Source organism: Labrys sp. WJW, from assembly GCF_001676615.1.
GTDB classification, from domain to species: Bacteria; Pseudomonadota; Alphaproteobacteria; order Rhizobiales; family Labraceae; genus Labrys; species Labrys sedimenti.
This window is the reverse complement of the sequence record NZ_LYXZ01000035.1, coordinates 98,647-124,756: the sequence shown is the minus strand read 5'-3', so window position 1 is coordinate 124,756 and position 26,110 is coordinate 98,647. Positions and strand designations below refer to the sequence as shown.

General features: G+C 64.3%; 23 protein-coding genes. 13 read left to right on the top strand and 10 right to left on the bottom strand.

Translation table 11 applies throughout. The features are described 5' to 3' along the window. Positions 1-447: 447 nt before the first annotated feature. Together BA190_RS21300 and BA190_RS21295 are read left to right on the top strand one after the other, a co-directional pair. Positions 448-1,734, top strand: coding sequence for a dicarboxylate/amino acid:cation symporter (locus BA190_RS21300; RefSeq protein WP_068291778.1), 1,287 nt, complete (start codon positions 448-450; stop codon positions 1,732-1,734). A gap of 102 nt (positions 1,735-1,836) precedes the next feature. Then, positions 1,837-2,781, top strand: a complete 945-nt coding sequence (locus BA190_RS21295) for an amino acid ABC transporter substrate-binding protein (RefSeq protein WP_068291774.1) — start codon at positions 1,837-1,839, stop codon at positions 2,779-2,781. A gap of 74 nt (positions 2,782-2,855) precedes the next feature. Here BA190_RS21295 and BA190_RS21290 read toward each other — a convergent pair whose 3' ends face one another. Then, positions 2,856-3,173, bottom strand: a complete 318-nt coding sequence (locus tag BA190_RS21290) for a hypothetical protein (protein WP_068291771.1) — start codon at positions 3,171-3,173, stop codon at positions 2,856-2,858. Positions 3,174-3,473: 300 nt separating this feature from the next. Here BA190_RS21290 and BA190_RS21285 point away from each other — a divergent pair, with 300 nt between their 5' ends. Further along, on the top strand, positions 3,474-4,376 hold the full coding sequence (locus BA190_RS21285; protein WP_245314878.1) for a S49 family peptidase: 903 nt from the start codon (positions 3,474-3,476) through the stop codon (positions 4,374-4,376). 30 nt (positions 4,377-4,406) lie between these two features. After that, positions 4,407-4,580: a hypothetical protein gene (locus BA190_RS36070; RefSeq protein WP_156771628.1), complete on the top strand. Its 174-nt coding sequence runs from the start codon at positions 4,407-4,409 to the stop codon at positions 4,578-4,580. A gap of 102 nt (positions 4,581-4,682) precedes the next feature. Here the strand turns inward: BA190_RS36070 and BA190_RS21280 are convergent, their stop codons facing one another. Continuing rightward, the gene (locus BA190_RS21280; RefSeq protein WP_068291768.1) at positions 4,683-5,087 is read right to left on the bottom strand and encodes a hypothetical protein; all 405 of its coding nucleotides are present in this window, start codon (positions 5,085-5,087) and stop codon (positions 4,683-4,685) included. Positions 5,088-5,411: 324 nt separating this feature from the next. Between BA190_RS21280 and BA190_RS21275 the strand changes: the two genes are divergently transcribed. The 4 genes from BA190_RS21275 (at position 5,412) to BA190_RS21260 (ending at position 10,250) form a co-directional block, all read left to right on the top strand. Further along, complete coding sequence (locus BA190_RS21275; protein ID WP_068291766.1) at positions 5,412-6,335, top strand: glycine--tRNA ligase subunit alpha; 924 nt, start codon at positions 5,412-5,414, stop codon at positions 6,333-6,335. Positions 6,336-6,559: 224 nt separating this feature from the next. Beyond that, positions 6,560-7,033, top strand: coding sequence for an endonuclease domain-containing protein (locus BA190_RS35430; protein WP_082979944.1), 474 nt, complete (start codon positions 6,560-6,562; stop codon positions 7,031-7,033). A gap of 4 nt (positions 7,034-7,037) precedes the next feature. Beyond that, positions 7,038-9,143, top strand: coding sequence for a glycine--tRNA ligase subunit beta (gene glyS, locus BA190_RS21265; RefSeq protein WP_068291760.1), 2,106 nt, complete (start codon positions 7,038-7,040; stop codon positions 9,141-9,143). 195 nt (positions 9,144-9,338) lie between these two features. Beyond that, complete coding sequence (locus BA190_RS21260) at positions 9,339-10,250, top strand: LysR family transcriptional regulator (RefSeq protein WP_068291757.1); 912 nt, start codon at positions 9,339-9,341, stop codon at positions 10,248-10,250. Positions 10,251-10,254: 4 nt separating this feature from the next. Here BA190_RS21260 and BA190_RS21255 read toward each other — a convergent pair whose 3' ends face one another. The 3 genes from BA190_RS21255 to BA190_RS21245 all read right to left on the bottom strand — a co-directional run bounded on the left by BA190_RS21255 (position 10,255) and on the right by BA190_RS21245 (position 13,700). Further along, the gene (locus tag BA190_RS21255; RefSeq protein WP_068291753.1) at positions 10,255-11,412 is read right to left on the bottom strand and encodes an MFS transporter; all 1,158 of its coding nucleotides are present in this window, start codon (positions 11,410-11,412) and stop codon (positions 10,255-10,257) included. A 241-nt stretch (positions 11,413-11,653) separates the two neighbouring features. Then, complete coding sequence (locus tag BA190_RS21250; RefSeq protein WP_068291972.1) at positions 11,654-12,541, bottom strand: DMT family transporter; 888 nt, start codon at positions 12,539-12,541, stop codon at positions 11,654-11,656. A gap of 172 nt (positions 12,542-12,713) precedes the next feature. Then, positions 12,714-13,700, bottom strand: a complete 987-nt coding sequence (locus tag BA190_RS21245; RefSeq protein WP_068291752.1) for an MDR family oxidoreductase — start codon at positions 13,698-13,700, stop codon at positions 12,714-12,716. Between the two features lie 372 nt (positions 13,701-14,072). Here BA190_RS21245 and ppdK point away from each other — a divergent pair, with 372 nt between their 5' ends. Continuing rightward, positions 14,073-16,739, top strand: a complete 2,667-nt coding sequence (gene ppdK, locus BA190_RS21240) for a pyruvate, phosphate dikinase (protein ID WP_068291749.1) — start codon at positions 14,073-14,075, stop codon at positions 16,737-16,739. Positions 16,740-16,838: 99 nt separating this feature from the next. On the opposite strand, the gene BA190_RS21235 is transcribed toward ppdK, so the two are convergent. Further along, positions 16,839-17,999, bottom strand: coding sequence for a S8 family serine peptidase (locus BA190_RS21235; RefSeq protein ID WP_068291745.1), 1,161 nt, complete (start codon positions 17,997-17,999; stop codon positions 16,839-16,841). A gap of 186 nt (positions 18,000-18,185) precedes the next feature. On the opposite strand from BA190_RS21235, the gene BA190_RS21230 reads away from it, so the two are divergent. From BA190_RS21230 to BA190_RS21220, 3 genes are read left to right on the top strand one after another with little or no spacing between them, the layout of a single operon-like run. Next, positions 18,186-18,788 carry a LemA family protein gene (locus BA190_RS21230; protein WP_068291742.1) on the top strand — a complete coding sequence of 201 codons (603 nt, stop codon included), beginning with the start codon at positions 18,186-18,188 and terminating at the stop codon, positions 18,786-18,788. 13 nt (positions 18,789-18,801) lie between these two features. Then, the gene (locus BA190_RS21225) at positions 18,802-19,683 is read left to right on the top strand and encodes a YgcG family protein (protein ID WP_082979934.1); all 882 of its coding nucleotides are present in this window, start codon (positions 18,802-18,804) and stop codon (positions 19,681-19,683) included. A gap of 1 nt (position 19,684) precedes the next feature. Then, on the top strand, positions 19,685-20,383 hold the full coding sequence (locus tag BA190_RS21220) for a TPM domain-containing protein (protein WP_068291738.1): 699 nt from the start codon (positions 19,685-19,687) through the stop codon (positions 20,381-20,383). A gap of 152 nt (positions 20,384-20,535) precedes the next feature. On the opposite strand, the gene BA190_RS21215 is transcribed toward BA190_RS21220, so the two are convergent. The 4 genes from BA190_RS21215 to BA190_RS21200 form a co-directional block, all read right to left on the bottom strand. Then, positions 20,536-21,687: a Gfo/Idh/MocA family protein gene (locus tag BA190_RS21215; protein WP_068291737.1), complete on the bottom strand. Its 1,152-nt coding sequence runs from the start codon at positions 21,685-21,687 to the stop codon at positions 20,536-20,538. Positions 21,688-21,888: 201 nt separating this feature from the next. Beyond that, positions 21,889-22,722, bottom strand: coding sequence for a carbohydrate ABC transporter permease (locus BA190_RS21210; RefSeq protein WP_068291736.1), 834 nt, complete (start codon positions 22,720-22,722; stop codon positions 21,889-21,891). Beyond that, positions 22,722-23,600 (bottom strand): carbohydrate ABC transporter permease, encoded by an 879-nt coding sequence (locus BA190_RS21205; RefSeq protein ID WP_068291734.1) that lies wholly within the window; start codon positions 23,598-23,600, stop codon positions 22,722-22,724. Before BA190_RS21205 ends, BA190_RS21210 begins: the two co-directional genes overlap by 1 nt. 210 nt (positions 23,601-23,810) lie before the next feature. Beyond that, positions 23,811-25,157 carry an extracellular solute-binding protein gene (locus tag BA190_RS21200; protein WP_068291732.1) on the bottom strand — a complete coding sequence of 449 codons (1,347 nt, stop codon included), beginning with the start codon at positions 25,155-25,157 and terminating at the stop codon, positions 23,811-23,813. A 219-nt stretch (positions 25,158-25,376) separates the two neighbouring features. Here BA190_RS21200 and BA190_RS21195 point away from each other — a divergent pair, with 219 nt between their 5' ends. Continuing rightward, positions 25,377-25,976 carry a GNAT family N-acetyltransferase gene (locus BA190_RS21195; protein WP_068291731.1) on the top strand — a complete coding sequence of 200 codons (600 nt, stop codon included), beginning with the start codon at positions 25,377-25,379 and terminating at the stop codon, positions 25,974-25,976. The last annotated feature ends 134 nt before the right edge of the window (positions 25,977-26,110 follow it).

Genomic DNA, 26,110 nt, shown 5'->3' with positions numbered 1-26,110 from the left:
TCTGTTTTACCCGCTCCGTCATTGCGGGCGAAGCGAAGCAATCCAGAAGCTTGGAGGCACAGAGTTTGCGGCCTCTGGATTGTTTCGCTTCGCTCGCAATGACGGGCGGCCTTTTGGGTTCCTGATATTACAAATCAGCTCTACTCGTCTCCCGCGCGCCTTCCGCGCGGGCGGTATGGTCCTGCCTCGCGTTGACCAAAATGAACGCTCCTGTTTTTCAAGCAAAACAGCCTGTCAATATTCGGCAGGAAATGTGTCGATCGACATCTGCAAAAGCGCTTTGAAAAGGCTTGACTTGGGCCGCTGGCTGGAGTGCAACTATGTCAATAACATGACAAATCTGTTGCAAACTTTTGGCATACGCGTCCCTCCAGCGCCGTTTGTCTGATGATTTGCCCAGGGGAATCTCGCTTGTCTGCATCCCGCCAGATGCAACCGTTAGGTCAAATGAGGGGGGTCAACTTGAATAGGAATTTCATCTACGTGATGATCGGTCTCGTGCTGGGCATCGCGATCGGTATCGCCTGTTTCTACTCCTTCCCCGACAAGAAGACGGCGGCCACGCTCGCCGATTACATGTCCCTCGTCAGCACGATCTTCCTGAAGCTGATCAAGATGATCATCGGCCCGCTGGTGCTTTCGACCCTGATCGTCGGCATCGGCCACATGGGCGATGCGGCCACCTTGGGGCGGGTTGGCGCCAAGACCATGGGCTGGTTCATCTCGGCCTCGATCGTGTCGCTACTGCTCGGCCTGGTGATGGCCAATCTCATCCAGCCGGGCCACGGCATCGTCATCGCCGACCAGAGCGGCAACACCGCCAACATCGCGACAGCCTCCTTCAGCTTCAAGAATTTCATCGAACATCTGGTGCCCACCTCGATCTTCAAGGCGATGGCTGAGGGCGAGATCCTGCAGATCGTGGTGTTCTCGCTGTTCGCGGGCGTCGCCATCATGGCCCTGGGCGAGCGCGGCAAGCCCCTCGTCCACCTTGCCGATGATGTCGCCCACATGATGCTGACCATCACCGGCTATGTGATGACGCTGGCACCGCTGGCCGTCTGCGCGGCCGTGGCCTCCGTCATCACCACGTCAGGCCCGGGTGTGCTCTTGAACTTCGTCAAGTTCCTCGGCGGCTTCTACCTGACGCTGTTCATCCTGTGGGGATTCCTGATCGCCATCGGTTATTTCCTGCTCGGTGCCCGCATGGGCAATCTGATCAGACGCATGCGCGAACCCTTCCTGCTCGCCTTCTCGACGGCGAGTTCGGAAGCCGCCTATCCCAAGATCCTCGACCAGCTCGAGCGGTTCGGCGTCCCCAAGCGCATCGCCAGCTTCGTGCTGCCGCTCGGCTATTCGTTCAACCTCGACGGCACCATGGCCTATACGACCTTCGCGACCCTGTTCGTCGCTCAGGCCTATGGCATGGAACTCTCGCTCGGCACCCAGCTCGCCATCGCCGGCACGCTGATGCTGACGTCCAAGGGCGTGGCTGGCGTGCCAAAGGCATCGCTGGTGGTGATCCTGGCGACGCTGCACCAGTTCAACATCCCCGATGCAGGGCTCTATTTGATCATCGGCATCGACCAGTTCCTCGACATGGGCCGCAGCGCCACCAATGTGATCGGCAACTCGCTGGCGGCCTCGGCCGTCGCCAAGTTCGAGGGCGGCCTCGGTCCGGAAAAGGACGATATCAACGCGCCGGAAGTGGCGCCTGCGGCGGCACCCGCCTGAGCCAATGGCGGCGGCACGGCCCGTGCCGCCGCCGGCCTTCGTCGAGCATTCTCGCGTGGCGGCGCCCTCCCCTCCGCTGTCCGGATTTTTCAGGAGAGAGTCTTGCATAAGCTCTTCGCGCTAGCGGCCATCGTCATTCTGGCGGCAACCGCCCCCGCCAAGGCCGAGGACATGATCGGGCAGGACCTGACAGCCGCGCCGAAGCAGGAATACTTTCCCCTGGAGCTGTCCGGCACGCTGCTGAAGGCGAACCAGACCGGCGCCATCACCATCGGTTATCGCGACGCTTCCTTCCCCTTCTCCTTCAAGCGGCCGGAACAGGCCGAACCGCAAGGCTACGCCATCGAGTTTTGCAGGGGCGTGGTGGATGAGATCTCGCGCGAGCTGCATGACAAGCCGGTTCGCATCGACTACAAGCTCGTCACCTCGGACACCCGCATCGCGGCGGTGACTTCGGGCGAAGTCGACCTCGAATGCGGTTCGACCACGGCCAATCGCGAGCGCGAGAAGCAAGTTTCCTTCTCGCCCGTCACCTATGTCGCGGGCACCAAGCTGCTGGTCAAGCGCGGCTCGAGCATCCGCTCCTACAAGGACCTGCAGGGCAAGACCTTGGTGGTGACGGCCGGCACCACAAACGAAGCGGCGCTGAAGCAACTCAATGACAAATACCATCTCGGCATGATCATCGCCTCGGCGCCCGATCATCAGCAGTCCTACGACATGCTGGCAGCCGGAAAGGCCGATGCCTTCGCCACCGACGACGTGCTGCTCTATGGTTTCATCGCCCGCAACCATGCCCAGAAGACCTTGGCCGTCGTCGGCGATTTCATCACCTATGACGCCTACGGCATCATGTTCCGCAAGGACGATCCCCTGATGGCCGAGGCCGTCAAGCGCGCCTTTGCAACCATGGCCGAACAGGGCAGGCTGGTGAGGACATACCGCAGATGGTTTCTCCAGCCCACGTCGACGGGGGAAAATCTCAATCTGCCCATCTCCCTGCAATTGACCGAAGCCTGGCGGGCGCTCGGCATCGACGCGTTCTGACAGCCGGCCCCGAATGAAGAAACACCCCCGAACTTGGTTCGGGGGTGTCCATCGTCAAGCAGCGGAGACGATTTTCATCGGCGCCAGCAGACGCGACGGTTCACCCAGCGCCAGCCGTAATAGGTATGGACGCGCACGCGCTGCCAGCGGCAATAACGCGCCGGACGCGGACGCCAATGCGGGCGGTAATAGTGCGGGCGATAATAATGCGGGCGACCACGGTGATAGACCTTCTGTGCGGCATCCGGTGACGGAGCCGACTGTTCGATGGCCTGGATCACGCCAGCATTGGCAGCGGGATGGATCACTGCAGCCTGGGCCGACTGCGCGGTCATTGCAGCGCCCCCCATGCCGAAAGCCAGAGCGGCTGCCAGAGCGAGTTTGCGAAACATTCGTTCCTCCTGCGATTCAAATCGGCGAAAGCTCGACCCTACCCCGACGGGCCGGCTTACTATGATACGAACTGCCGAAACCGTGAAGGTTCCGGGGGAGCGGCGATTATCGTTCGTCCCTTCCCGCTTCCACTATCCCTTCATCGGCTGAATGCGACTTGATCGACCTGTTCATCCTGCATTCAGCCGACGGCACAACCTATCGTGCCGCCGGGATTTCATGCCTATATGCGGCAAAGGCGTTCATCACCTTCTCGTGAGGACTGCCTTCCCTGCTGCACAGGAAGAGGCGAAGCTGCGTTGACGACACCTGATATCCCGCAATCGGACAATCCCTTGAAGCGAAGTATCGGCCGGATCCGGCAGTTGTTGCCCAAGAAATGGCGTCACCCGGCACCCGTGGTCGCCGTCCTTCCGCTTTCCGGCACCATCGGCACCGGCTCGCGCTTCAGCGCCAGCCTGAACATGGCAAAGCTCGACAAGCTCATCGACAGTGCCTTCGCCATGAAAGGCGCCAGGGCGGTCGCGCTGGTGATCAATTCGCCCGGTGGCTCACCGGCGCAATCGCATCTGATCATGCGCCGCATCCGCGCCCTCGCCGCCGAGAAGAAGCTGCCGGTCTTTGCCTTCGTCGAGGATGTCGCTGCGTCCGGGGGCTACATGATCGCCTGCGCCGCCGACGAGATCATTGCCGACCCCGCTTCGATCCTGGGCTCCATCGGCGTGGTCTCCGCCTCCTTCGGCTTCGACAAGCTGATCGAGAAAATCGGGGTCGAGCGCCGCGTTCACACGGCCGGGCGTTCCAAGACGATGCTGGATCCCTTCCGCCCCGAAAAGCCCGAGGATGTCGAAAGGCTGGCGGCGCTGCAGCGAGAGATCCACGACATGTTCATCGCCCTTGTCCGGGAACGCCGTGCCGGCAAGCTCAAGGGCGAGGAGGACCTGCTGTTCTCCGGCGAGTTCTGGCTCGCGCCGCGGGCCATCGAACTCGGCCTTGCCGATGCCATGGGCGATGTGAGGTCCACCATGCGCGCGCGTTATGGCGAGAAGGTGCGCTTCAAGACCGTCTCCGAACCGCGCGGCCTGCTCGCCCGGCGTCTCGGCCTCGGCGCGCGTTTCTCGGCAGCCGAAAGCGAGCAATTAACCGAAGGCATTCTTGCCGCACTCGAAGGGCGTGCAATTCGTGCCCGTTTCGGTTTATAGTTACGAAATGATGAATGAAGAGGACCTGCCATGCATCCTGTCGTTCTAGCCGTCGCCAGCCTTGTCGGGACCGTGGTTCTCGCGCGCCTGGTCAAGCGCGAATGGGAGCGAGTGAACAACGAACTCTACAAGCCCCAACCCGTGCGGCAGGAAGCCATCAACCTGCGTCGCGACCCGCGCAGCGGCGTCTATCGCCCCGAATAAAGCGGCACGGCCAATCAGGTCGCGGGTCCTCAGACAGATCCGCCAAACGCAAAGAAGCAGGTTCTCACGAACCTGCTTCTGCTTTTTTTGGCAGGGCTTCGATCAATCGAAGTTGCGAATGATCCGGCAATGCTTGCGCATCGGCGCGCTGCGGTCCTCCATGATGGAGCCGTCGTCCAGCACCACCCGGCGCCAGACATTGGTGCAGCGCGTCTGGTCGACGAACTTGACCGGGATACGAGCGACGGCCGGGCGAGGCGGATTGCAGGCATGGGTGCGACAGGGCGGCGGGTTCGTGATGATCACACGGGCCTCTGGCGAGGTCCCGCCACCATCACCGCCACCACCGCCGCCGCCGGACGAACCCGAACTGGACCCGCGGCCACCGCCGTTGCCGCCGGCACCCGGGCCGGTCGTAGCGGCGAAGGACGTGGAGATCGAGCCGGCCACCGAGCCGAAGATCAAGGCCGCGATAAGCCCTGTACGAAGAAGGGATTGCCTGGACATAGTACTTACTCTCCTGAGCTTTGGTTTGTACGGGATCGGTTGTGGTGTCCCGTTGCGTCCCTTGTCTCATGAGAGCTTCCCGGCATCTGTGCGGACAGGCACAAGGCCGTGCGCCGCACAAACAGGTTTCCCCAGTGTCGATCTTGCTCTAAGGGTCGGGCCCAGGTCTGTACCGGCGGAAACAGTTTCTCCGGCACGGCTCAGCCGAAGAAAAGTGCGATTTCCCCGAACCGCAATTTTCTCGGTCTCTTTTGTTTTAACGCATCTTCTCGATCGAAAAGCCGGCCGGCTTTCTGAAGAAAATGCTCTAGTTCGAGAACCGTCATGGCCGACGCCACCCCCGCCCATATGCGCCCTGAACGCTCCTTCCAGGGCCTGATCCTGACCCTTCAGCGCTATTGGGCCGATCGCGGCTGTGTCGTGCTGCAGCCCTACGACATGGAAGTGGGCGCCGGTACTTTCCACCCCGCCACCACCTTGCGCTCGCTTGGCCCCAAGGCCTGGAAAGCGGCGTATGTGCAGCCTTCGCGCCGCCCCAAGGACGGGCGTTATGGCGAGAACCCCAACCGCCTGCAGCATTATTACCAGTTCCAGGTCATCCTGAAGCCTTCGCCGCCGGAACTGCAGGACCTTTATCTCGGCTCGCTTGCCGCCATCGGGCTCGATCCCCTGGTCCATGACGTTCGCTTCGTCGAGGACGACTGGGAGAGCCCCACGCTCGGTGCCTGGGGCCTGGGCTGGGAGTGCTGGTGCGACGGCATGGAAGTCTCGCAGTTCACCTATTTCCAGCAGGTTGCCGGCCAGGAATGCAATCCCGTCTCCGGGGAGCTGACCTATGGCCTCGAACGCCTGGCCATGTATGTCCAGGGCGTCGAGAACGTCTACGACCTCAACTATAACGGCCGCGAGGGCGCCGAGAAGGTGACCTATGGCGATGTCTTCCTGCAGGCCGAGCAGGAATATTCGCGCCATAATTTCGAGCATGCCAACATCGAGGTGCTCAAGCAGCACTTCATCGATGCCGAAAAGGAGTGCAAGGCCCTGCTCGCCGCCGGCGACAAGGGCAACCGGCATCTGCTCGCTCTGCCCGCCTATGACCAGTGCATCAAGGCGAGCCACCGCTTCAATCTGCTCGACGCGCGCGGCGCCATCTCGGTGACGGAGCGCCAGAGCTACATCTTGCGCGTGCGCGAACTCGCCAAGGCCTGCGGCGAGGCTTGGGTCAAGACCGAAGCCGGCGGGGCGTAGGGTTATTGTAAAGCGCCACGCCCTACCCTCCCCTCGATGGGGAGGGTCGGCCCGAAGGGCCGGGGTGGGGTGGGTTACACCATGCTATCAATAACAGATTTGGTGGAAAAGGCAGGCAGAGCAAACCGAATGGCGAGTTCCATCACCCCACCCCGACGCTGCGCGTCGACCCTCCCCATCGAGGGGAGGGTAGGGTCACGGTGCCATCCGGACTGGTGCTTCTCATGAAAGGACGTTCGCTCGACCGCTTCCGCCTTGCCAATGCCAAGCACCTGCGCGAGCAGGCTACTGATCCAGAACGGACCCTCTGGCATCATCTGGAACGGATACCGATCTACGGCACCCATTTCCGACGGCAGGCCCCAATCGATCGCTACATCGTCGACTTCGCCAGCCACAAGGCTGGCCTGATCATCGAACTCGATGGAGAACAGCACGGCTTCGACCAAAACCGAGCACACGACACTCGCCGCACTGCCTTTTTGGAAAGCCAAGGCTATCGTGTCATTCGCTTCTGGAACCATGAGCTGCGTTCAAATCTGGAGGGTGTGCTCGACACCATCTACGCGACGCTTTACGGAGACCTGAACACAGCTCCGACCCGCTTCGAGCGCAGGCGCCTGCACGGAATGGAGCAAGGTCCGTCGGCTTCCACGCAACCCGCAATTCTACCTTTTGACGAACACGAAGAACGTTAATCCCATGCCCGACCTCCTGCTTGAACTCTTCTCCGAGGAAATCCCCGCCCGCATGCAGGCCAAGGCGGCCGACGACCTCAAGAAAATGGTGACGGATGCGCTCGTCGAGCGCGGCGTCGTCTATGAAGGCGCCTCGGCCTATGCCACGCCGCGCCGCCTGGCCCTGACGGTGCACGGTCTGCCGATCCGCCAGCCCGATACAAGCGAGGAGCGCAAGGGCCCGCGCGTCGGTGCCCCCGACGGCGCGATCCAGGGCTTCCTGAAGGCGGCCGGCCTCGCCTCGATCGACCAGGCCCGCATCGAGAGCGATCCGAAGAAGGGTGAGTTCTACGTGGCGGTGGTGGAAAAGGCCGGACGGGCGGTGCCCGACCTCATCGCTGAGATCGTGCCGGAGGTCGTGCGCACCTTCCCCTGGCCCAAATCGATGCGCTGGGGCTCGGGCAGCCTGCGCTGGGTCCGTCCGCTGCATTCGATCCTCTGCACCTTCGGTCCCGAGACCGAGGACCCGGAGGTGGTGCGTTTCGAGATCGAGGGCGTCGCCGTCGGCGATACCACCAAGGGCCATCGCTTCATGGCGCCCGGCACCATCCAGATCAGGCGCTTCGAGGACTATGTCGCCAAGCTGGAGGCGGCCAAGGTGGTGCTCGATCCGGCCCGCCGGCGCGACATCATCCTCACCGATGCCCGCAACCTCGCTTTCGCGCAAGGCCTGGAGCTGGTCGAGGACGATGCGGTGCTGCATGAGGCCGCCGGCCTGGTGGAATGGCCGGTGGTGCTGATGGGCTCCTTCGAGGAGAGCTTCCTCTCGGTACCCGACGAGGCGATCCAAGCCACCATCCGCGCCAACCAGAAGTGCTTCGTGGTGCGCGATCCCAAGACCGGGCGCCTTGCCAATCGTTTCATCCTGATCGCCAATATCGAGGCTGTCGACGGCGGAGCGGCCATCGTCGCCGGCAATGAGCGCGTCATCCGCGCGCGCCTGTCCGACGCCAAATTCTTCTGGGAAACCGATCAGAAGCCCCTGCCGGGTTATGAGAGCGAGGGCAAACCTCTCGACCAGCGCCTCGCCAAGATCATCGCCTCGAACGTGGTGTTCCACGAGAAGCTCGGCACGCAGGGCCAGCGCATCGAACGCATCGCCGCTTTGGCCAAGGCGCTGGCGCCCGTCGTCGGTGCCGACCCCGCCAAGGCCGAACGGGCGGCCAGGCTCGCCAAGGCGGATCTTGCCACCGAAATGGTCGGCGAATTCCCCGAATTGCAGGGGCTGATGGGCCGTTATTACGCCACCGCCCAGGGCGAGGATGCCGCCATCGCCACCGCGCTCGAGGATCATTACCGGCCCAAGGGCGCCGGCGACAGCGCGCCGAGCGATCCGGTCGCGGTCGCCGTGGCGCTCGCCGACAAGCTCGACACGCTGATCGGCTTCTGGACCATCGACGAGAAGCCGACCGGCAGCAAGGACCCCTATGCCCTGCGCCGGGCCGCTCTCGGCGTCATCCGCCTGGTGCTCGACAACAGGCTGCGCCTGCCGCTGCTGGCGACCGTCGCCAAGGCTCCCTTCGCCAAGAGCAACGACATCGCCAACGACCTCCTCGCCTTCTTCGCCGATCGCCTGAAGGTGCAGTTGCGCGAACAGGGCGCCCGCCACGATCTCGTCGACGCGGTCTTCGGCCTCGGCGGACAGGACGATCTCCTGCTCATCGTCCGGCGGGTCGAGGCCCTCGGCCGCTTCCTCGGCAGCGAGGACGGCAAGGCCCTGCTGGCCGGCGCCAAGCGCGCTGCCAATATCCTGCGCATCGAGGAGAAGAAGGACGGCGCGGGTGCCTATGCGGGCGGCGCGGATGCCTCCCTCCTTACCGAGCCGGAGGAAAAGGCGCTGCAGACAGCCTTGCAGACCGCCAGGCAGGCAGCATCGGCCGCCATTGCCGCCGAGGACTATGAAGGCGCCATGACCGCCCTTTCGCAACTGCGCCGGCCGGTCGACGCCTTCTTCGACAAGATCCTGGTCAATGCCGACGATGCCGCCCTGCGCCTGAACCGCCTGAAACTGCTCGAGGAGATCCGCGAAGCAACCCGCAGCGTCGCCGATTTCTCGCGCATCGAGGGATAAGTGGCATTTCTGGGAGAGGCGGGTCTCGTGCCCATTTCTCCCAGGGCCATACCATGTGTGATGAAAGCTCGCCCTTTTCTTGCGCAGTTCGACACCGGATGGCTACTCGCAAGACGACCTTGCGCCACTGTTCGTCGGTGCTAGGAATAGAAGGGCTTTGCCGGATCTGCGTTTCTTGTCGTCGGGGACGCCTGCATGACCGTTTCTGACTCTGCCCTCCAGCGTCCATCCCCCAATTGGGATGATTACCGCTATGTCCGCGCCGTAGCGGAGACCAAATCCCTGGTGGGTGCAGCGACGGCTCTTGGTGTCAACCATTCCACCGTGTTCCGCCGCATCAACGCCGTCGAGGAATTGCTCGGCGCCCGCCTGTTCGAGCGAGGGCGCAGCGGCTACGCCCTCACCGCGGCGGGGGAGGAAATGGTGGCCCTCGCCGGGCGCATGGCCGACGACATCAGCGGCTTCGAGCGCCGTGTGGCGGGCCGGGACGTCAAACCATCAGGGGAACTGCGCGTCACCACCAATGACAGCATCATGGCCCACCTGACGATGCCGGTCTTCACCAGTTTCCTGACCAGCTTTCCGGACATTCGCCTCGACGTCGTCGTCTCCAACCTGCCGCTGAACCTGTCCAAGCGGGACGCCGACGTGGCGATCCGTGCCACCTCGGCGCCGCCGGACACGCTGGTCGGGCGGCGGGTCTGCACCATTGCCTGGGCCATTTACGGCCCGGAGCGGCTGAAGGGAGCCGAACTCGCCGACCTCTTCGCCGAGCGCTGGATCGCCACAGGCGAAGGGCTCTCCAACATTCCGCCGGCGCGCTGGGTGGAGCGCGAAGTGCCGAACGAGCGCATCGTGATGCGCCTCAACACCATTCTCGGCGTCGCCGAGGCCCTGCGGTCGGGTTTCGGGGTCGGCCTGCTGCCCTGCTATATCGGCGATGCCCTGCCATTGCCGCGCCTGTCGGAGCCGCTGCCGGGCGTCGGCGCCGGCCTGTGGCTCCTGACCCATCCCGACCTCAAGCATTCGGCCAAGGTCCGCGCCTTCATGGACCATGGCTGGGAAGCGTTGACGAAGCTGCGGCCTGTGCTGGAGGGCGGGGAATAGGGTCCTACACCACCATCGGCCCGTGTTTGGCCGCGCCCTGATAGGCCAGCAGCGCGGCGATCAGGGCCATGGCGGCCAGGATGGCACCGATCGCCGGCAGATAGGCGATCGGCACCAGTTCCACCGCACCGCCGCCGAGCGCCGTGCCGAGGCCGACCCCGATATGCATCGCCGAGAGATTGAGGCTCACGCCGGCTTCGGCCGTGTCCGGGCCGGTGGCGATCAGGAAGCTCTGCACCGCCGGCGAGATCATCCAGCTCAGGCAGGCCCAGGCCATCATCATCGGGAAGAAGGAGAAGCCGGAGCCGGCCGCCAGCGGGATCAGCATCAGGGCCGTGAGGTAGCCCAGCGGCACCAGCACAATGGCCCGGCGCGGCGTCAGCTTGTCGGCGGCAAGGCCGCCGAGATAGCCGCCCGACACGCCGGCGACGCCGAAGGCGATGAAAGCGAGCACGGTTCCACTGCCGGCAATGCCGAGGACGCCGGCGATATAGGGCGCAAGATAGGCAAACAGCACGAAATGGCCTGCGATCATCAGGATCGAGACGAGCTGCGCGCACAGCAACGGCGGCGCGCGCAGATGGGCCCGATAGTCGGGCGTACCCTGCCGGCGGGTGCCAACATCGGGCAGCTTGCCGCGGCAGACGATCAGAACGAGCACCGCCAGTGCGGCAAGGGCCAGGAAGACGCTGCGCCAGCCGGCCAGCGAGCACACCAGCATGCCGATCGGCACACCGAGTACCAGCGAGCCGCTCACCCCCATGAAGATCACGCCGATGGCGCGGCCCTTCCTGCTCTCGTCGACAAGTTCGGTGGCGAGCATGGTCGCCAGCAGGGCGATGGTGGCGCTTGCCGCCGCCATGCCGATACGAGCGGCGAACAGCACGCCGTAACCGGGGCTGGCCGCAGCCAGCAGGTTGCACAGGGCGAACATGGCCAAGGCGGCTATGAAGGCCGTCTTGCGCTCGAGGCGCCCGGTCAGCAGCAGAGCGAGCGGTGCGGCCAGGGCGAAGGTGATCGAAAACACCGCCGTGAGCTGGCCGGCCAGGCCGATGGACACGCCGAGGCCGGTCGCGACATCAGGCAGGATGCCGATGACGATGTTCTCGGCGGTGCCGGTGACGAAGGTGGCGAGTGCCAGGAGAAGGACGCGGCTATCCATCAGAATTCCCGATCATGAACAATCGGGTTTCGAGGCAGCGCTTCGGTTATCCCTTCGAGCCGGCTGGATAGCACGAAAAGGGTGGGTTTGGAACGGCTCCGGGAGCGGGATGTCCCGGCCCTGCATCGGCTCTGTAGAGACAGGCAGAGATTTGGTGTGCCGATCTCCAGATCGGCATTCTTTGAAACGATAGGTTTACCGGCAAGACATGCCGATCCGGAGATCGGCACACCGCGCAAGCTCACCCCGCGGCGCGGCCTGCCCCCACATTGGCGAGCGCGATGGCGCCGAGGATGATGCCGACGCCGGCCCATTGCGAGGGCAGGAAGGCCTCGTGCAGCAACAGGCCGGCCATCACAACCGCCACCGGCAGCTCCACCGAGGACAGCATGGCCGCCAGGCCGACGCCCGTGGCCGGAATACCTTTGTTGAACAGGAAGGGCGGCAGCACCGTACCGAGCAAAGCGATGATCAACCCCCAGCTCCAGAAGATGCTGGGATCGAAACGCACCGTCAGCTGTGGCAGGGCGATCAGCACGGCCACCACCGCGCCGCCCAGAACCATCAGGAAGCTGCGGCTGACCACGTCGACATGCAGGCCGACATGGCTGGAACACCAGATCACCAGCGTGTAGCTCACCGCCGCCAGCAGGCCGAAGACGACGCCGAGCAGGCTGAGATGGGCCGCATCGCCGAGCAGATTGGTGGCCAGAATGGTACCCACCAGCACCAGGATCGAGGAGACCAGCTTGAGCGGCGAAGGCCAAGCCCGGCCCAGCGCGGCGTCGAGGGCCACCCCCATCCAGACGCTCTGCATCAGCAGCACGATCGCCGCCGACACCGAGGTATAGGCAACGGAGAGATAATAGAACGAGCCGGTGAAGCCGATGCTGGCGCCGCCGGCCATCAACTTGAAGCGGTCGGGCCAGCCCAGGGGCACGGCGGGCCGCAAGCCGGTCACCAGCTTGATCAGCCCGAGAATGACGGCCCCAATCACGAATTGCGCCCCGATCACCTCGCCGGGCGAGTAACCCTGGCCATAGGCCAGCTTCACGCAGGTCGACTGCAGCCCGTAGCAAGAGGCCCCGACCAGGACGAGCACGATGCCCAGGATGAGATCTTTGCGCATGGAGACCTTGGTGTGAAGAAGAGGGGCGGCCCGGCCGTCCATGAATTGCGCAACCCTTGTCATTGCCGGACTTGACCCGGCAACCCAGCTTCAATCGCGGAAGCCCTGGATGCCTGGGTCAAGCCCGGGCACGACGAAGGTGGCGTCTCCAGTCCGACTCCGGGGATTCCCCTCAGCCGATCTCGACCACCACCCGGCCCCTCACCTTGCCTTCCAGGATGTTGGCCGCAGTTTCGCGCACCTCGTCGAAGGGGATCGAGCTCGTCATGGCATCGAGCTTGTCGCGGTCGAGCTCGTTGGCAAGGCGCCGCCAGGCTTCCTGGCGGACGACCTGGGGACATTGCACCGAATCGATGCCGAGCAGCGAGACCCCGCGCAGGATGAAGGGCATCACGCTGGACGGCAGGTCTGCCCCGCCTGCAAGGCCGCAGGCCGCGACGGCGCCGCCATATTTGATCTGCGAGATCACATTGGCAAGGGTGAGCGAGCCGACCGTGTCGACGGCACCGGCAAAGCGCTCCTTGCCCAGCGGGCGCACCGGCCCGGTCAGCTCGGCGCGATCGATCACCTCGGAGGCCCCGAGATTCTTGAGATAGTCGGCCTCTTCCGGCCGCCCGGTGGAGGCAATTACCGTGTAGCCGGCCCGTGCCAGCAGGGCGACGGCCGTGGACCCGACGCCGCCGGCGGCCCCGGTCACCAGCACCGGCCCGCGCGAGGGCGTGATGGCATGGGCTTCCAGCGCCATCAGGCTCAGCATGGCGGTATAGCCGGCCGTGCCGATCGCCATCGCCTGCGCATGAGTCATGCCATAGGGCACCCGCACCAGCCATTCGCCCTTGACGCGAGCCCGCTCGGCATAGCCGCCGAGATGGGTCTCGCCCACGCCCCAGCCGTTGAGAATGACATGGTCGCCGGGATCCCAGTCCTTCGAGGAGGAGGCGATCACCTCGCCGGCGAAGTCGACCCCCGGAATCATCGGAAAACGCCGCACCACCGGCCCCTTGCCGGTGATGGCGAGGCCGTCCTTGTAGTTGACGGTCGAATGGGTAATCCGCACCGTGACATCGCCATCCATCAGATCGCGCTCGTCGAACTCGGCGAAGTTGCAGGCATAGCCGGTATCCGGCTTGGTGACGACGAGAGCCTTGAAAGTCGACATGCACGCTCCTGCAATTGCTGTCTGGTGTCCAGATCGTATACTGGCGTTTTCGAGGCCCAGGCCGGTTATGGCAAGCGGAAAAATGGCCGCATGGTCGAGCGAACCGTCGCGCTCGTCCGGCAAACAAGCGACAGGCAAAGCCATCATCGAGCGTTCAGCCGGATTAATCCGACATATTGCGCGTCAAACCTGCCAGTTCTTCAGACAAAAGCGCGATCAGGCGCAATTATTACACTCTGACACATTTTGTTATCCGCCCAACCTATCGATTTAGACGTTTGAAGAATTGAATTTATCGGCCGGCTGTGGAAAGGCTCTGCGCCAAATACGTGCCGGCACAATCGGCCAATCCGAAATCACTGAGGAAGTGCAATGACGAAGTGGGTGTATGGGTTCGGCGACGGCAAGGCCGAAGGCGAACAGGGCATGAAGAACCTGCTGGGCGGCAAGGGCGCCAACCTGGCGGAGATGTCGAATCTGGGCTTGCCGGTGCCGCCCGGCTTCACCGTCACCACCGAAGTCTGCACCTATTACTACGCCAATGACCGCAGTTACCCGCCGGAGCTGCGGGCCCAAGTCGAAGCGGCCCTGGCCGAGATCGGCCGCATCACCGGCAAGGCTTTCGGCGATGCCAGGAATCCGCTGCTGGTCTCGGTGCGTTCGGGCGCGCGCGCCTCGATGCCTGGCATGATGGACACCGTGCTCAATCTCGGCCTCAACGACACCACGGTCGCCGCGGTGGCGGCCGCTTCCAACAATGAGCGCTTCGCCTGGGATTCCTACCGGCGCTTCATCACCATGTTCTCCGACGTGGTGCTCGGCGTCGACCACGGCCATTTCGAGGAGATCCTCGACACCTACAAGGAGCGCAAGGGCTATGTGCTCGACACCGACCTGCAGGCCGCCGACTGGAAGACCCTGGTCGGCCAGTACAAGGCCCTGGTGCTCGAGGAACTCGGCAAGCCCTTCCCGGAGGATCCGCAGGAGCAGCTCTGGGGCGCCATCGGCGCCGTCTTCGCCTCCTGGATGAATGCGCGCGCCATCACCTATCGCAGCCTGCACGCCATCCCGGCCGAGTGGGGCACGGCCGTCAATGTTCAGGCCATGGTGTTCGGCAACCGCGGCGACACGTCCGCTACCGGCGTCGCCTTCACCCGCAACCCCTCCACCGGCGAGCATGCGCTCTATGGCGAGTTCCTGATCAACGCCCAGGGCGAGGACGTGGTGGCCGGCATCCGCACGCCGCAGCCGATCTCCAAGGCCGCGGCCCAGGCCGGCGCCTCGAACAAGCCTTCGATGGAAGAGGCGATGCCATCGGCCTTCGCCGAATTCGTCGGTATCACCAAGGTGCTCGAAAAGCACTATCGCGACATGCAGGACATCGAGTTCACGGTCGAGGACAACAAGCTGTGGATGCTGCAGACGCGCTCGGGCAAGCGCACGGCCAAGGCTTCGCTGCGCATCGCGGTCGAGATGGCCAAGGAAGGCCTGATCAGCGAGGAGGAAGCAGTCGGCCGCATCGATCCCGGCGCCCTCGACCAGCTCCTCCACCCCACCATTGATCCCAAGGCCGAGCGCATCGAGATTGCCCGCGGCCTGCCGGCTTCCCCCGGCGCGGCTTCCGGCGAGATCGTCTTCACCTCCGACGAGGCCGAAGCCGGCAAGGCCGCCGGCAAGACCGTCATCCTGGTGCGCCAGGAGACCAGCCCGGAGGATATCAAGGGCATGCTGGCGGCCTCCGGCATCCTCACTCGCCTCGGCGGTATGACCTCCCACGCCGCCGTGGTGGCGCGCGGCTGGGGCAAGCCCTGCGTCTCCGGCGCGGGCAGCATCCGCGTCGACACCGCCGCCGGCACGCTGCTGGCCGGCGGCAAGACCTACAAGAAGGGCGACGTCATCACCATCGACGGCTCGACCGGACAGGTGCTGGCCGGCAAGATCGCCATGGTGCAGCCCGAGCTCTCCGGCGAGTTCGCCGAGTTGATGACCTGGGCCGACGGTGTCAGGCGCATGAAGGTGCGCACCAATGCCGAGACGCCGGCCGATGCCCGCCAGGCCCGCCAGTTCGGGGCCGAAGGCATCGGGTTGTGCCGCACCGAGCACATGTTCTTCGACGAAGGCCGCATCGTCTCCATGCGCGAGATGATCCTGGCCGACGACGAGAAGGGCCGGCGCGCGGCCTTGGCCAAGCTCCTGCCGATGCAGCGCGAGGATTTCCGCCAGCTCTTCGAGATCATGTCGGGCCTGCCGGTCACCATCCGCCTGCTCGACCCGCCGCTGCACGAGTTCCTGCCGCATTCGGAGGACGAAGTTGCCGAAGTCGCCGCGGCGATGGGGGCCTCGGCCGCCAAGCTCCGGGCCCGGGCCCAGGAACTGCACGAGTTCAATCCGATGCTCGGCTTCCGCGGCTGCCGCCTGGCGATCGCCTTCCCGGAGATCGCCGAGATGCAGGCGCGCGCCATCTTCGAGGCGGCCGTCGAGGCCGCCGCGTCCACCGGCCAGCCGGTGACGCCGGAAATCATGGTGCCGCTGGTGGCGACCAGGACCGAGCTCGACCTCGTCAAGGCTCGCATCGATGCCATGGCGCAGGCGGTGGAAAAGGAAAAGGGCGTCAAGCTGGTCTATCAGGTCGGCACCATGATCGAGCTGCCGCGCGCGGCCATCCGCGCCGGCGAGATCGCCGAGAGCGCCGAATTCTTCTCCTTCGGCACCAACGACCTGACGCAAACCACCATCGGCATCTCGCGCGACGATGCTGCCTCCTTCCTCGGCACCTATGTGCAGAAGGGCATCTTCGCCATCGACCCCTTCGTCTCGATCGACCAGGAAGGAGTCGGCGCATTGGTGGAGATCGGCGTCGAGCGCGGCCGCAAGCAGCGGGCCAACCTCAAGCTCGGCATCTGCGGCGAGCATGGCGGCGACCCGGCCTCGATCGCCTTCTGCGAGCGCAGCGGGCTCGACTACGTTTCCTGCTCGCCCTTCCGCGTGCCGATCGCCAGGCTGGCCGCCGCGCAAGCCGCGCTCGAGGCCAAAAAATAGGGCCTGGACCTCGAATGCGCTTCGCTTAGGCATCTTCGAGTTTGCACGACCTTTGCGATAGCCGGCCAAGCCCGGCTATCGCAGTCGGCTTCGGGCATCTCATTCCGGCGCCGTAACCATGCCCTGCCCGATATCGACCTCGGGGATATCCGCGGCAAAAACGCCTCTGCGGGCGCTGGCGAGAATGCGGGCGCCGACGCTGGCCGCGCTGCCGCTGATGCCCTTCTGCTCAAGCGCCTGCCACCACAAGGCGGCCACGCCCGAGACATGCGGGCAGGCCATGCTGGTGCCGCTGATGGTATGAAGGCCTCCGCCCGGCCAGGCCGAGGTGATGTCGACGCCGGGGGCCGCCACCGCGGCGAGCATGTTGGAAAAGGGCGCCACCTTGTAGGTGTCGGCGTCCCGTCCGACCGCCGCCACCGCGATCACGCCATCGGCCGCGGCCGGCAGGGATGCGGCGATGCGATAAGGCGTCACGGCAGCCCGCTTGCTCTCATTGCCCGCCGCCGCCACCACAAGCGGCGATGTGCCGAGGGCGCCATGGGCCTTGAGCATCGACATGATGGTGTCGAGCATGCGCAGATTGCTGCGGTAGCCCACCAGTGCCATCGAGGTAGCCGGCTCGATGTCCCAGCCCTCCGAGGTCAGGCTCTTCACCAGCCCCGGGAAATCGAAGCCCAGCGACATCGAGACGATGTCGGCCTTCTCCGCCAGTGCCCATTGCAGGGCTTCGAAGATCATGCCGGAATCGCCCTTGCCGTCATCGCCGAGCACCTTGCCGATCAGGGCCTTGCCGACACCGCGCGCAATGCCGATACGCTGGCCGCCGACGTCACGGCCGAAAATGGTGCCGGCACAATGGGTACCATGGCCCTTGACGTCACCATTGCCGATGCCGGTGAAATCCTTCTCGACCAGCGCCACGCCCGCAAAGGCCGGATGGGCCGCGTCGATGCCGGTATCGAGCACGGCAACCGTGACCCCGGTACCGGTAAACGGGCTGGCATCGGCGCCGACGGCCGCAATGCCCCAGCTCGCGCCAGCCTCGGCTGCCGCCGGCACAGGGCTGGCGAGGGGTTCGATCAGCGCCGTCGGCATGTTCTCGGCATAGGAGGTGTCGGGATCGGCCTCCAGCTCGCGCAGGGCGTGGTCCGGCAGGTTCTCGACCGTGATTTCCGGCGGCTTGGGTTCGAGCCTCTCCAGCCCCATTCGACCGGGCGGAGCCGCCTTGGGTCGACGCAGAATGACATAGGATCTCATGACTTCCCCCTGCCTGCCGCCGTGCCGAACGTTCCGCCTCTTGTCATGCAATGGCGGGCGTTATCACGCCGTGACAACGACATACGGGGCTGTGGGCTGTTCTTCGGGATGCTTTGCCCACACCGGCCGCGTGGATATAAGGACATGATCGCCGGCCGATCGCCGGCACGACAAAGGGGGCCCTGCATGTCGGGACTGGCACGAATTCTTGCGATCCTTGCCGTTATCGTGGTGGTCGTCGGCCTGGTGGTCAGCGGCGGCATCAACACCATTCCAACCGATGAAGAGAAGGCCAAGGCTGCCTGGAGCGAGGTGCAGAACCAGTATCAGCGCCGTGCCGACCTGGTGCCCAACCTGGTCGAAACCGTGAAGGGCTATGCCAAGCAGGAAGAAAAGGTGCTGACCGAGGTGGTCGAGGCCCGCGCCAAGGCGACCAGTGTGAAGATCGACGCCAGCACCATCACCGATCCCGAGAAGTTCAAGCAGTTCCAGGAAGCCCAGCAGGGCCTGTCCGGCGCTCTCGGCCGCCTGATCGCCTTGCGGGAAGCCTATCCGGACCTGAAGTCGAACCAGAACTTCCTGTCGCTGCAATCGCAGCTCGAAGGCACCGAAAACCGCATCGCCGTGGCACGCAAGGACTATATCGAGGCTGTGCGGGTCTTCAACACCGACCTGCGTACCTTCCCGCAGAGCATCTACAAGGCGATCTTCTACAGCTCGACCAAGCCGATGGAGACCTTCAGCGCGGCGCCGGAAAACCAGGCGGCCCCGAAAGTGAACTTCAACTGAGGCTTCGCGAGGCATGAGCAAGCAGGCGTTCTTCGGTGTGCCGGTCTTCTCGGCTCCATCGAGAGATGGAACGGGACCGGCATGGGCCGCAGAGAATGCCGGTCTGAAGACCGGCACACCATTTTGCGCTGCGCTCGCCTTGCTGCTTTTCTTCCTGTCCTCAGCCTTAGCGATCGACTTTCCCGCGCTGACGGATCGCGTGGTCGATCAGGCAGGCATCATTCCCGCCGGCGAACGCGCCGGCCTCGACCAGTCCCTGAAGGCTCTGGAGGACAAATCGAGCGACCAGCTCGTCGTCGTCACCCTCAAGAGCCTGGAAGGCCTGGAGATCGCCGATTACGGCTATCAGCTCGGCCGTCATTGGGGCATCGGCCAGGGCAAGCTCAACAACGGCGTGCTGCTCATCGTCGCGCCCAATGAGCGCAAGGTGCGCATCGAGGTCGGCTATGGCCTGGAAGGCACGCTGACCGACGCGCTCTCCAGCGTGGTGATCCAGCAGGCGATCCTGCCCAAATTCAAGGCCGGCGACATGCCTGCCGGCATCAAGGCCGGCGTCGCCGCCATCGAGGACGTGCTGCTCAACAATGAGAGCGAATGGAAGCAGCGCGCCAAGGACGGCGCCCGCAGCGACGAGGGCTTCGATCCCCAGACAGTCTTCGTGATTTTCTTCATCCTGTTCTTCATCTTCGTGATCGCCTCGGGCTGGATCGATTCCTCGCGCGGCGGCCCCCGCGGACCGGGCGCCAGGCGGCGTGGCTCCGGCCCCGTCTTCATTCCGACTTCGTCGGGTTGGGGCGGTGGCTCGAGCTGGGGCGGCGGGGGAGGATCGTCCGGCGGCGGCTTTTCCGGCGGTGGCGGCTCCTTCGGCGGTGGCGGTTCGAGTGGGAGCTGGTGAGATGACCCGGGTGCTGACGCAGAACGATCATCGGCGCATCGCAGCGGCCATCACCGCGGCGGAAACGGGCACGTCCGGCGAGATCTATTGCGTCGTCAGCCATGCCGTGGCGAGCTATCGCTGGATCCCGGTGACCCTGGGCGCGGTGGCCGTCCTGCTCACGCCCGTGCTGATCGGCCTGCTGGCGCCCGGGCTGCTGCACGCCTCGCTGTTCGGCGCGGAATGGAGCAGCGGCAATTTCAGCCAGGCCGATATGGCGTCCGCCCTCAGAAAGGGGTTGCTCACCCTCAGCCTGATCCAGATCGCCGTCTTCGCGCTGGTCACCGCCCTGAGCTGGCCGCAGCGCGTGCGGCTCTGGTTCGCACCGCCGCCCATGCGCCGGCACAAGGTGATGCTTGCAGCCCGCAGCCAGTTCCTGGCCCAGGGCCTGCAGCAGACGGCTGACCGCACCGGCCTTCTATTGTTCATCGCCATGGCCGAGCGGCAGGCCGTGCTGATCGCCGATGACGGCATCGATGCCAAGGTCGAGCAGCAGGTCTGGGACGACACCATCGCCAGCCTGACCAAGGCCGCCGCGACCGGGCGCCTTGCCGAGGGCCTGGTCATCGCCATCGGCCAATGCGGCAGCCTGCTGGCGCAGCATTTTCCGCCGGAAAGCCAGCCGCGGAACCAGTTGCCGAACCGCGTGGTGGAGCTATAGGGCTCATACCCACAGCATTGATGCTTGACCGATCAAGCACCGTCATTGCGAGCGTAGCAAAGCAATCCAGGGGCCGTGAGCTTTGTGCCTTCAAGCCCTGGATTGCTTTGCTACGCTCGCAATGACGGATCAGCCTTAGGCCTGTCCTGATATCATTCCCCCGTCAGCGCCTCGTCGAAGCGGCGCCAGGCATCGGTGAGGTCGAGCACGGCGCGGCTGGCGCGGGCCTCGTCCATCTTGATGGCGGTCAGGCCCGCCGCGAGCGCGTCGACCACCGAGACCGGCAGCGGCGCGCCGTCGATCAGGTGCTTGCCGATATCGGCGGCCATCTGCTCGTCGGCGCCGTAATGGGCCGAAAGCTCGCTCACTTCATAGGTCTTGTCGACCAGCTTCTGCGAAGTGCGCGCATCGTGCACCCGAAAGTAGTTGCGTACGAAATCGCCCTCGGCCATGCCCTTGGAGCCGATCACGCAGAAGCGCCGGAACTGGTCGGGCACGTTGATATTGGTGTGGAAATTGAGGGCGACACCGTTCTCGAATTCGACGATCGCCACCTGGAAGTCGATGATGTCGGCGTCGGAATCGAACACCTTGTCCGTGCTCAGCCAGCCGCTCGGCTTGCGGTGATAGACCTCCATGTCGTTGACACCCTGGGCGCTGGGCGCATTGCCCGGCAGGAAGGTGCGGCGGCCGCCAAAGCTTGCCACGCGCACCGGACGCGAGCCGATCAGGCCCTGGTAGAGGTCGATGTCATGGCAGCATTTCTCCAGCATGAAACCGCCGGAATAATGCTGGTAGCGCCGCCAGTCGCGCATGAAGAAGGCCCCGTGATAGGGCGCCAGGTGCTCGGAGGCCTCGATCGAGACGATGTCGCCCAGAACGCCCTCGTCGCGCATGCGGGTGAGATCGCGATAGAGCGAGGCATAGCGCAGCACCAGGCCGACCATCACGCTGTCGCTGCCGTGAATGCGAAGCAGCTCGAGCAGCTTGAAGGTGTCCTCCTGGGAGGTCACCACCGGCTTTTCGGCGAAGACCTTCACCCCATGCTCGAGCCCTGCCTGGATATGGCCGAGATGCATCGCATTGGGCGAACCGACCATCAGGAGGTCGAGCTTTTCGGCGGCGAGCAAGGCCTCGGGGCTGTCATGGACGCGTCCCGCCTCGATGCCATGTTCCTTCATGTAACCGAGGCCCGCCGGTGCGGGATCGACATAGCCGACCACGGTGAAGCCCGGCACCATCAGGCTGAAGATGCGGGCGAGATAGCCCATGCGATAGCCGAGCCCGATAATGCCGACCTTCATCGTTTCCGCTCCGTGACTGTTCAGACAATTCCTACCAAAGCGTTTGGCGATTTGAACGATTCATTTCAAATCGCAAAGACGCGTCGAAGGGGTGAGTTCGAGCAAAGCGCGTTTTGCCAAAACGCGCTTTGCTTCGGGCTTCCGCGGCCGATTGAACAGACCATTGGTCGCATGGATCGTTCCCCACAGCCTGGAGGCGCCTCACTTGACCGCCCCGGCCGTCAGGCCCTGGATGAAATTACGCTGGAAGATCAGATAGACCACGATGATCGGCGCCACGATGATCACCGCCCCTGCCGTCAGGGTCGGGATATCGACGATATATTTGCCCTGGAAGAACAGCATGCCGATCGGCAGCGTGCGCACGGCGTCGTTGTTGACCAGGATCAGCGGGATCAGGAATTCGTTCCAGGTCCAGATGAACAGGAAGAGCGCCAGCGTCGACATCGCCGGCTTCATCAAGGGCAGGATGACATGGCGTAGCACCTGCAGCCGCGTGGCGCCGTCGATCACCGCGGCATCGACGAGTTCGGACGGCAATTGCCGCATGGTGCTCGCCATGAACAGGGTCGCGAAGGGGATGGACATGCCGATCTGCGGCAGGATCAGGGCCCAATAGGTGTTGAGCAGGCCGAGCCAGTGGAACTCGTAGAACAGGGGAATGATGAAGGCTTCGGTCGGCACCATCATGCCGATGGTCAGCATCACGAAGAGCGTGCGCTTGAGCGGCAATGTGAGGAAGGCGAAGGCAAAGCCCGAGAGAATGCCGAGGAAAACGGCAATGGCGACCACCGGCACCACCACCAGCACGGAATTGACAAAATAGGTGCCGAAATGGCCATCCACCCAGGCCCGCACGAAATTCTCGAAATGCGGCTGCTGGGGCAGGACGAAGGCGCCTGCCAGAAGATCCTTCTGGCTCTTGAGCGAGGTTAGCAGCAGCAGCGCAAAGGGCGAGACCGTCAGCAGGGCGAACAGCCACAGCAAGGCCCGCAGCGGCAGTAGGGACGGGGCGCGGCGCGACGAAACGGCCATCAGCGCTCCCCTCCCCGCTCCGGCATGAAGCGATGGATCACGGCATTCACGGCAAAGATCAGGATCGCCCCGATCACCGCCACCGCCGAGGCATAGCCGTAGCGCCCGAGATCGAAACCGAGCTGATACATGTAGAGGTTGGGCACCAGCGTCGCATTGGCGGGGCCGCCGCGCGTCATGGTGAAGACAAGATCGAAGCTCTTGATCGAGGCGATCACGGTCAGCAGCAGCACGATGCGCATTTCCGGCAGCAACGAGGGCACGCTGATATGGCGGAAGGACTGGATCGGCGTGGCGCCGTCGACCCTGGCGGCATCGTAGAGCGAGGGTTCGATGCGCGCGAGGCCCGCCATGAAGATGGCCATGCAGAAGCCGGCATAATACCAGGTGGCGACGAAGCCGACGGCCGGCAAGGCAAAGGTGAAGCTGCCGAGCCAGGGCAAAGCGAGCGCTTTGAGGCCGATCGCCTTCAGTGCCTGGTTGAGCGGCCCGAAGGCCGGGTTGTAGAGCCAGCGCCAGATGATGCCGAGCACGGCCGTGGGCATCACATAGGGCATGAAATAGAGCGTGCGGAGGATGAGCTGCTCACCGCTGCGGATCGAAGTGACGATGGCGGCCATCACCAGGCCCAGCAGCAAAGGCAGGGCCACGTAGAAGACCAGCAGCAGCAGATTGTTCTTGAGCGCGACGGTGAACACCGGATCGGAAAACAGCGCAATGTAGTTTTCCAGGCCGACGAAACGCGGCGCGCTGATGCCGTCCCAGGCCGTGAAGCCGAGGGCTATGGAGCTGAGGATCGGCACCAGAACGAAGGCGCCATAGATCAGGAGCGACGGCAGCACATAGAGAAGATTGCGGTATTTGGAGGCGTCGAGCATGGGGCTGTCTCGGATCCGATCCAGTGAGACGCGCGGAGCCTTCTCCCCTTGCGGGGGAAGGTGCCCCGAAGGGGGCGGATGAGGGGAATACGCGACCTCACCGGGGTATGCGCCAACACCCCTCATCCGGCCCGGCTTCGCCGGTCCACCTTCTCCCGCAAGGGGAGAAGGCTGACAGCGCCTCCCTGGGGAATGATCCCGGTGGCCGCCTTATTTCTTCAGGCTCGCAATATAGCCCTGATAATCCTTGTCGACCGCAGCGACGAAGGCTTCGGGCGTGTCCTCCTTGGCAATCACCCGGGTCAGGCCATCGGAGAGGGTCTTCAGCATGGTGGGGCTGGCCCAGTCCGGATAATGGCCGAGGGCATTGGCGGCATTGACGGTGTTCCACACCTTGATGGTCTCGCCGAGCAAGGCCGGGATCTGCACCTTATCGGGCTTTTCGAGAGCTGCCACGGGCAGGTAGCCCGCCGCCGCCCAGGCGGCCGCGGCATCGTCGGAGAGGAGATAGTCGATATAGTCACCGGCTAGATCCTGCGTCGCCTTGTCCTTGGCGAGCGCGGTAATGGCCCAGGCAAGTTCCACGCCGCCCACCACCAGCGGGTCCTTCACGCCGGCAGCCGGCGGCAGAGCCATGAAATGGATGTCGGGATTGGCCTGCATGTCGCCCAGGCGCCAGGTGCCGGTGACCTGGAAGGCACCCTGCCCGCCCACGAAGAGCTGCACGGCGTCATCATCGGCAATGCCCTGATAGCCATCATTGAAGGCGCCGCCATTGGCCCAGTCCTGGATCTGCTTGGCAGCGGCGATGTAGCTCGGCGTATTCCAGCTGCCGCCCCGGCCATAGACCAGATCATCGAGCCCCTTGCGATCGGCGGCGCCGATCATGGCTTGCGACAGGGCAGCGTACATATGGAGCGACATGTGGCCCTTGGTCAGGCCTATGGTGAAGGGCACGGCGCCCTTGGCCTTCAAGGTCTCGACATCCTTGGCCAGCTCGTCCAGCGTGGCCGGCGGCTTGTCGATGCCGGCCTCCTTCAGCACCTTGGCGTTGTAATAGAGGCCCACCAGTTCGCCGAGGGCCGAAATGCCATAGGTCGGGCCGGTGCCGAATTCTCCCTTGTCGGACCAGCGATCCCGCGCCAGCACGCTATCGGACTGCTTCTTGTCCCAGCCATATTTCTTGATGTAGTCATCGATAGGCAGCAGCAGCTTCTGCTTGACCATCGCCCCCATTTCCTGGGCGCCCTGATTGGCCTTGGTCACTGCGGGCCCCTCGCCGGTGGAGAGCGTCAGCTTCAGGGTCATGGCGAGATCGTCGAAGGTCCGGGCCGTGCGCGCGATCTTCACGCCCGGATGCGCTGCCTCGAACTTGGCGTTGATGTCCGTGATGACCTTGGCTTGCGAAGGCAGGGCATTGTCGTCCCACACCGTCAGGGTCTGCGCACCAGCGCCATGAAGGGTGCTTCCCCACCACAAGGTGGTGGCTGCCAGGCAAGGTAGAAGCCGGCGCAATAGAACATTGGTTCTCAAAGAAGACGTCCCAGTCCGCAACATCGGTGGTCCCTCCCTGCGTTGCGCTATGCTGGACGCTGGTCGCCTCTCCGAATTGGATGTGCGAACGGCCGCGCCCCATTCTCGTTGGCGCTACCATCACGGGGAAGCAGGCGGTTGGCAAGTTGCAATTGCGTATTGGTAAGACGATAGTGCGGGAATGGACGGCAAGGGCCTTCCTCCCGGCCTTCCCTCCCCGCTCGTTCTGCACGGAGATCCTCCTTGGCCGAGAACGCCGTCATCCGCCCTGCCACCGAGGCCGACCGCCCCGCCCTTTATGAAATCTGCCTGCGCACGGCCGACAATGGCTCCGATGGGAGCCATCTCTATTCCGACCATCGCCTGCCCGGCTTCATCTGGGCCGTCCCCTACCAGGTCCTGGCGCCCGACTTCGCCTTCGTGCTCGATGCCGGTCGCGGAGCCGTCGGCTATGTCGTAGCCGCGCTCGATACCAACGCCTTCGCCGACCGGCTCGACAGCGAATGGTGGCCACAAGTGCGCCTCGAGGTTGCCGATCTCACGCCCAGCAAGGCCAGTGACGAGCGCGCCCTGTCGCTGATCCGCCGCCCCGAGCGCAAGGATACGGCCATGATCGCCGACTATCCGGCCCATCTCCACATCAACCTGCTGCCGCCATTCCAAAGCAGCGGCTGGGGCCGCCGGCTGGTCGAGACCGAACTCGCAGCCCTCAGGACCAAGGGCGTGCCGGGCCTTCACCTCGGCGTCAGCGCCGGCAACGCCAAGGTACTCGGCTTCTACGAGAAGCTCGGCTTTCGCGAAATCGCGCGGCCGGCGAGCATCTATATGGGTATGCGACTGTAGCAACGCTGGCGGGCGAGAGGCCCGTCCTGCCGGTCCCGATCGAAGGCTGGGCTGACGTAACGTCTTTCCGGCTTCCCATCAGGCCTCTTCCGCTTTACCAACGGGGAGTTCCGCTGGGTGGCAGTTCAATTCGG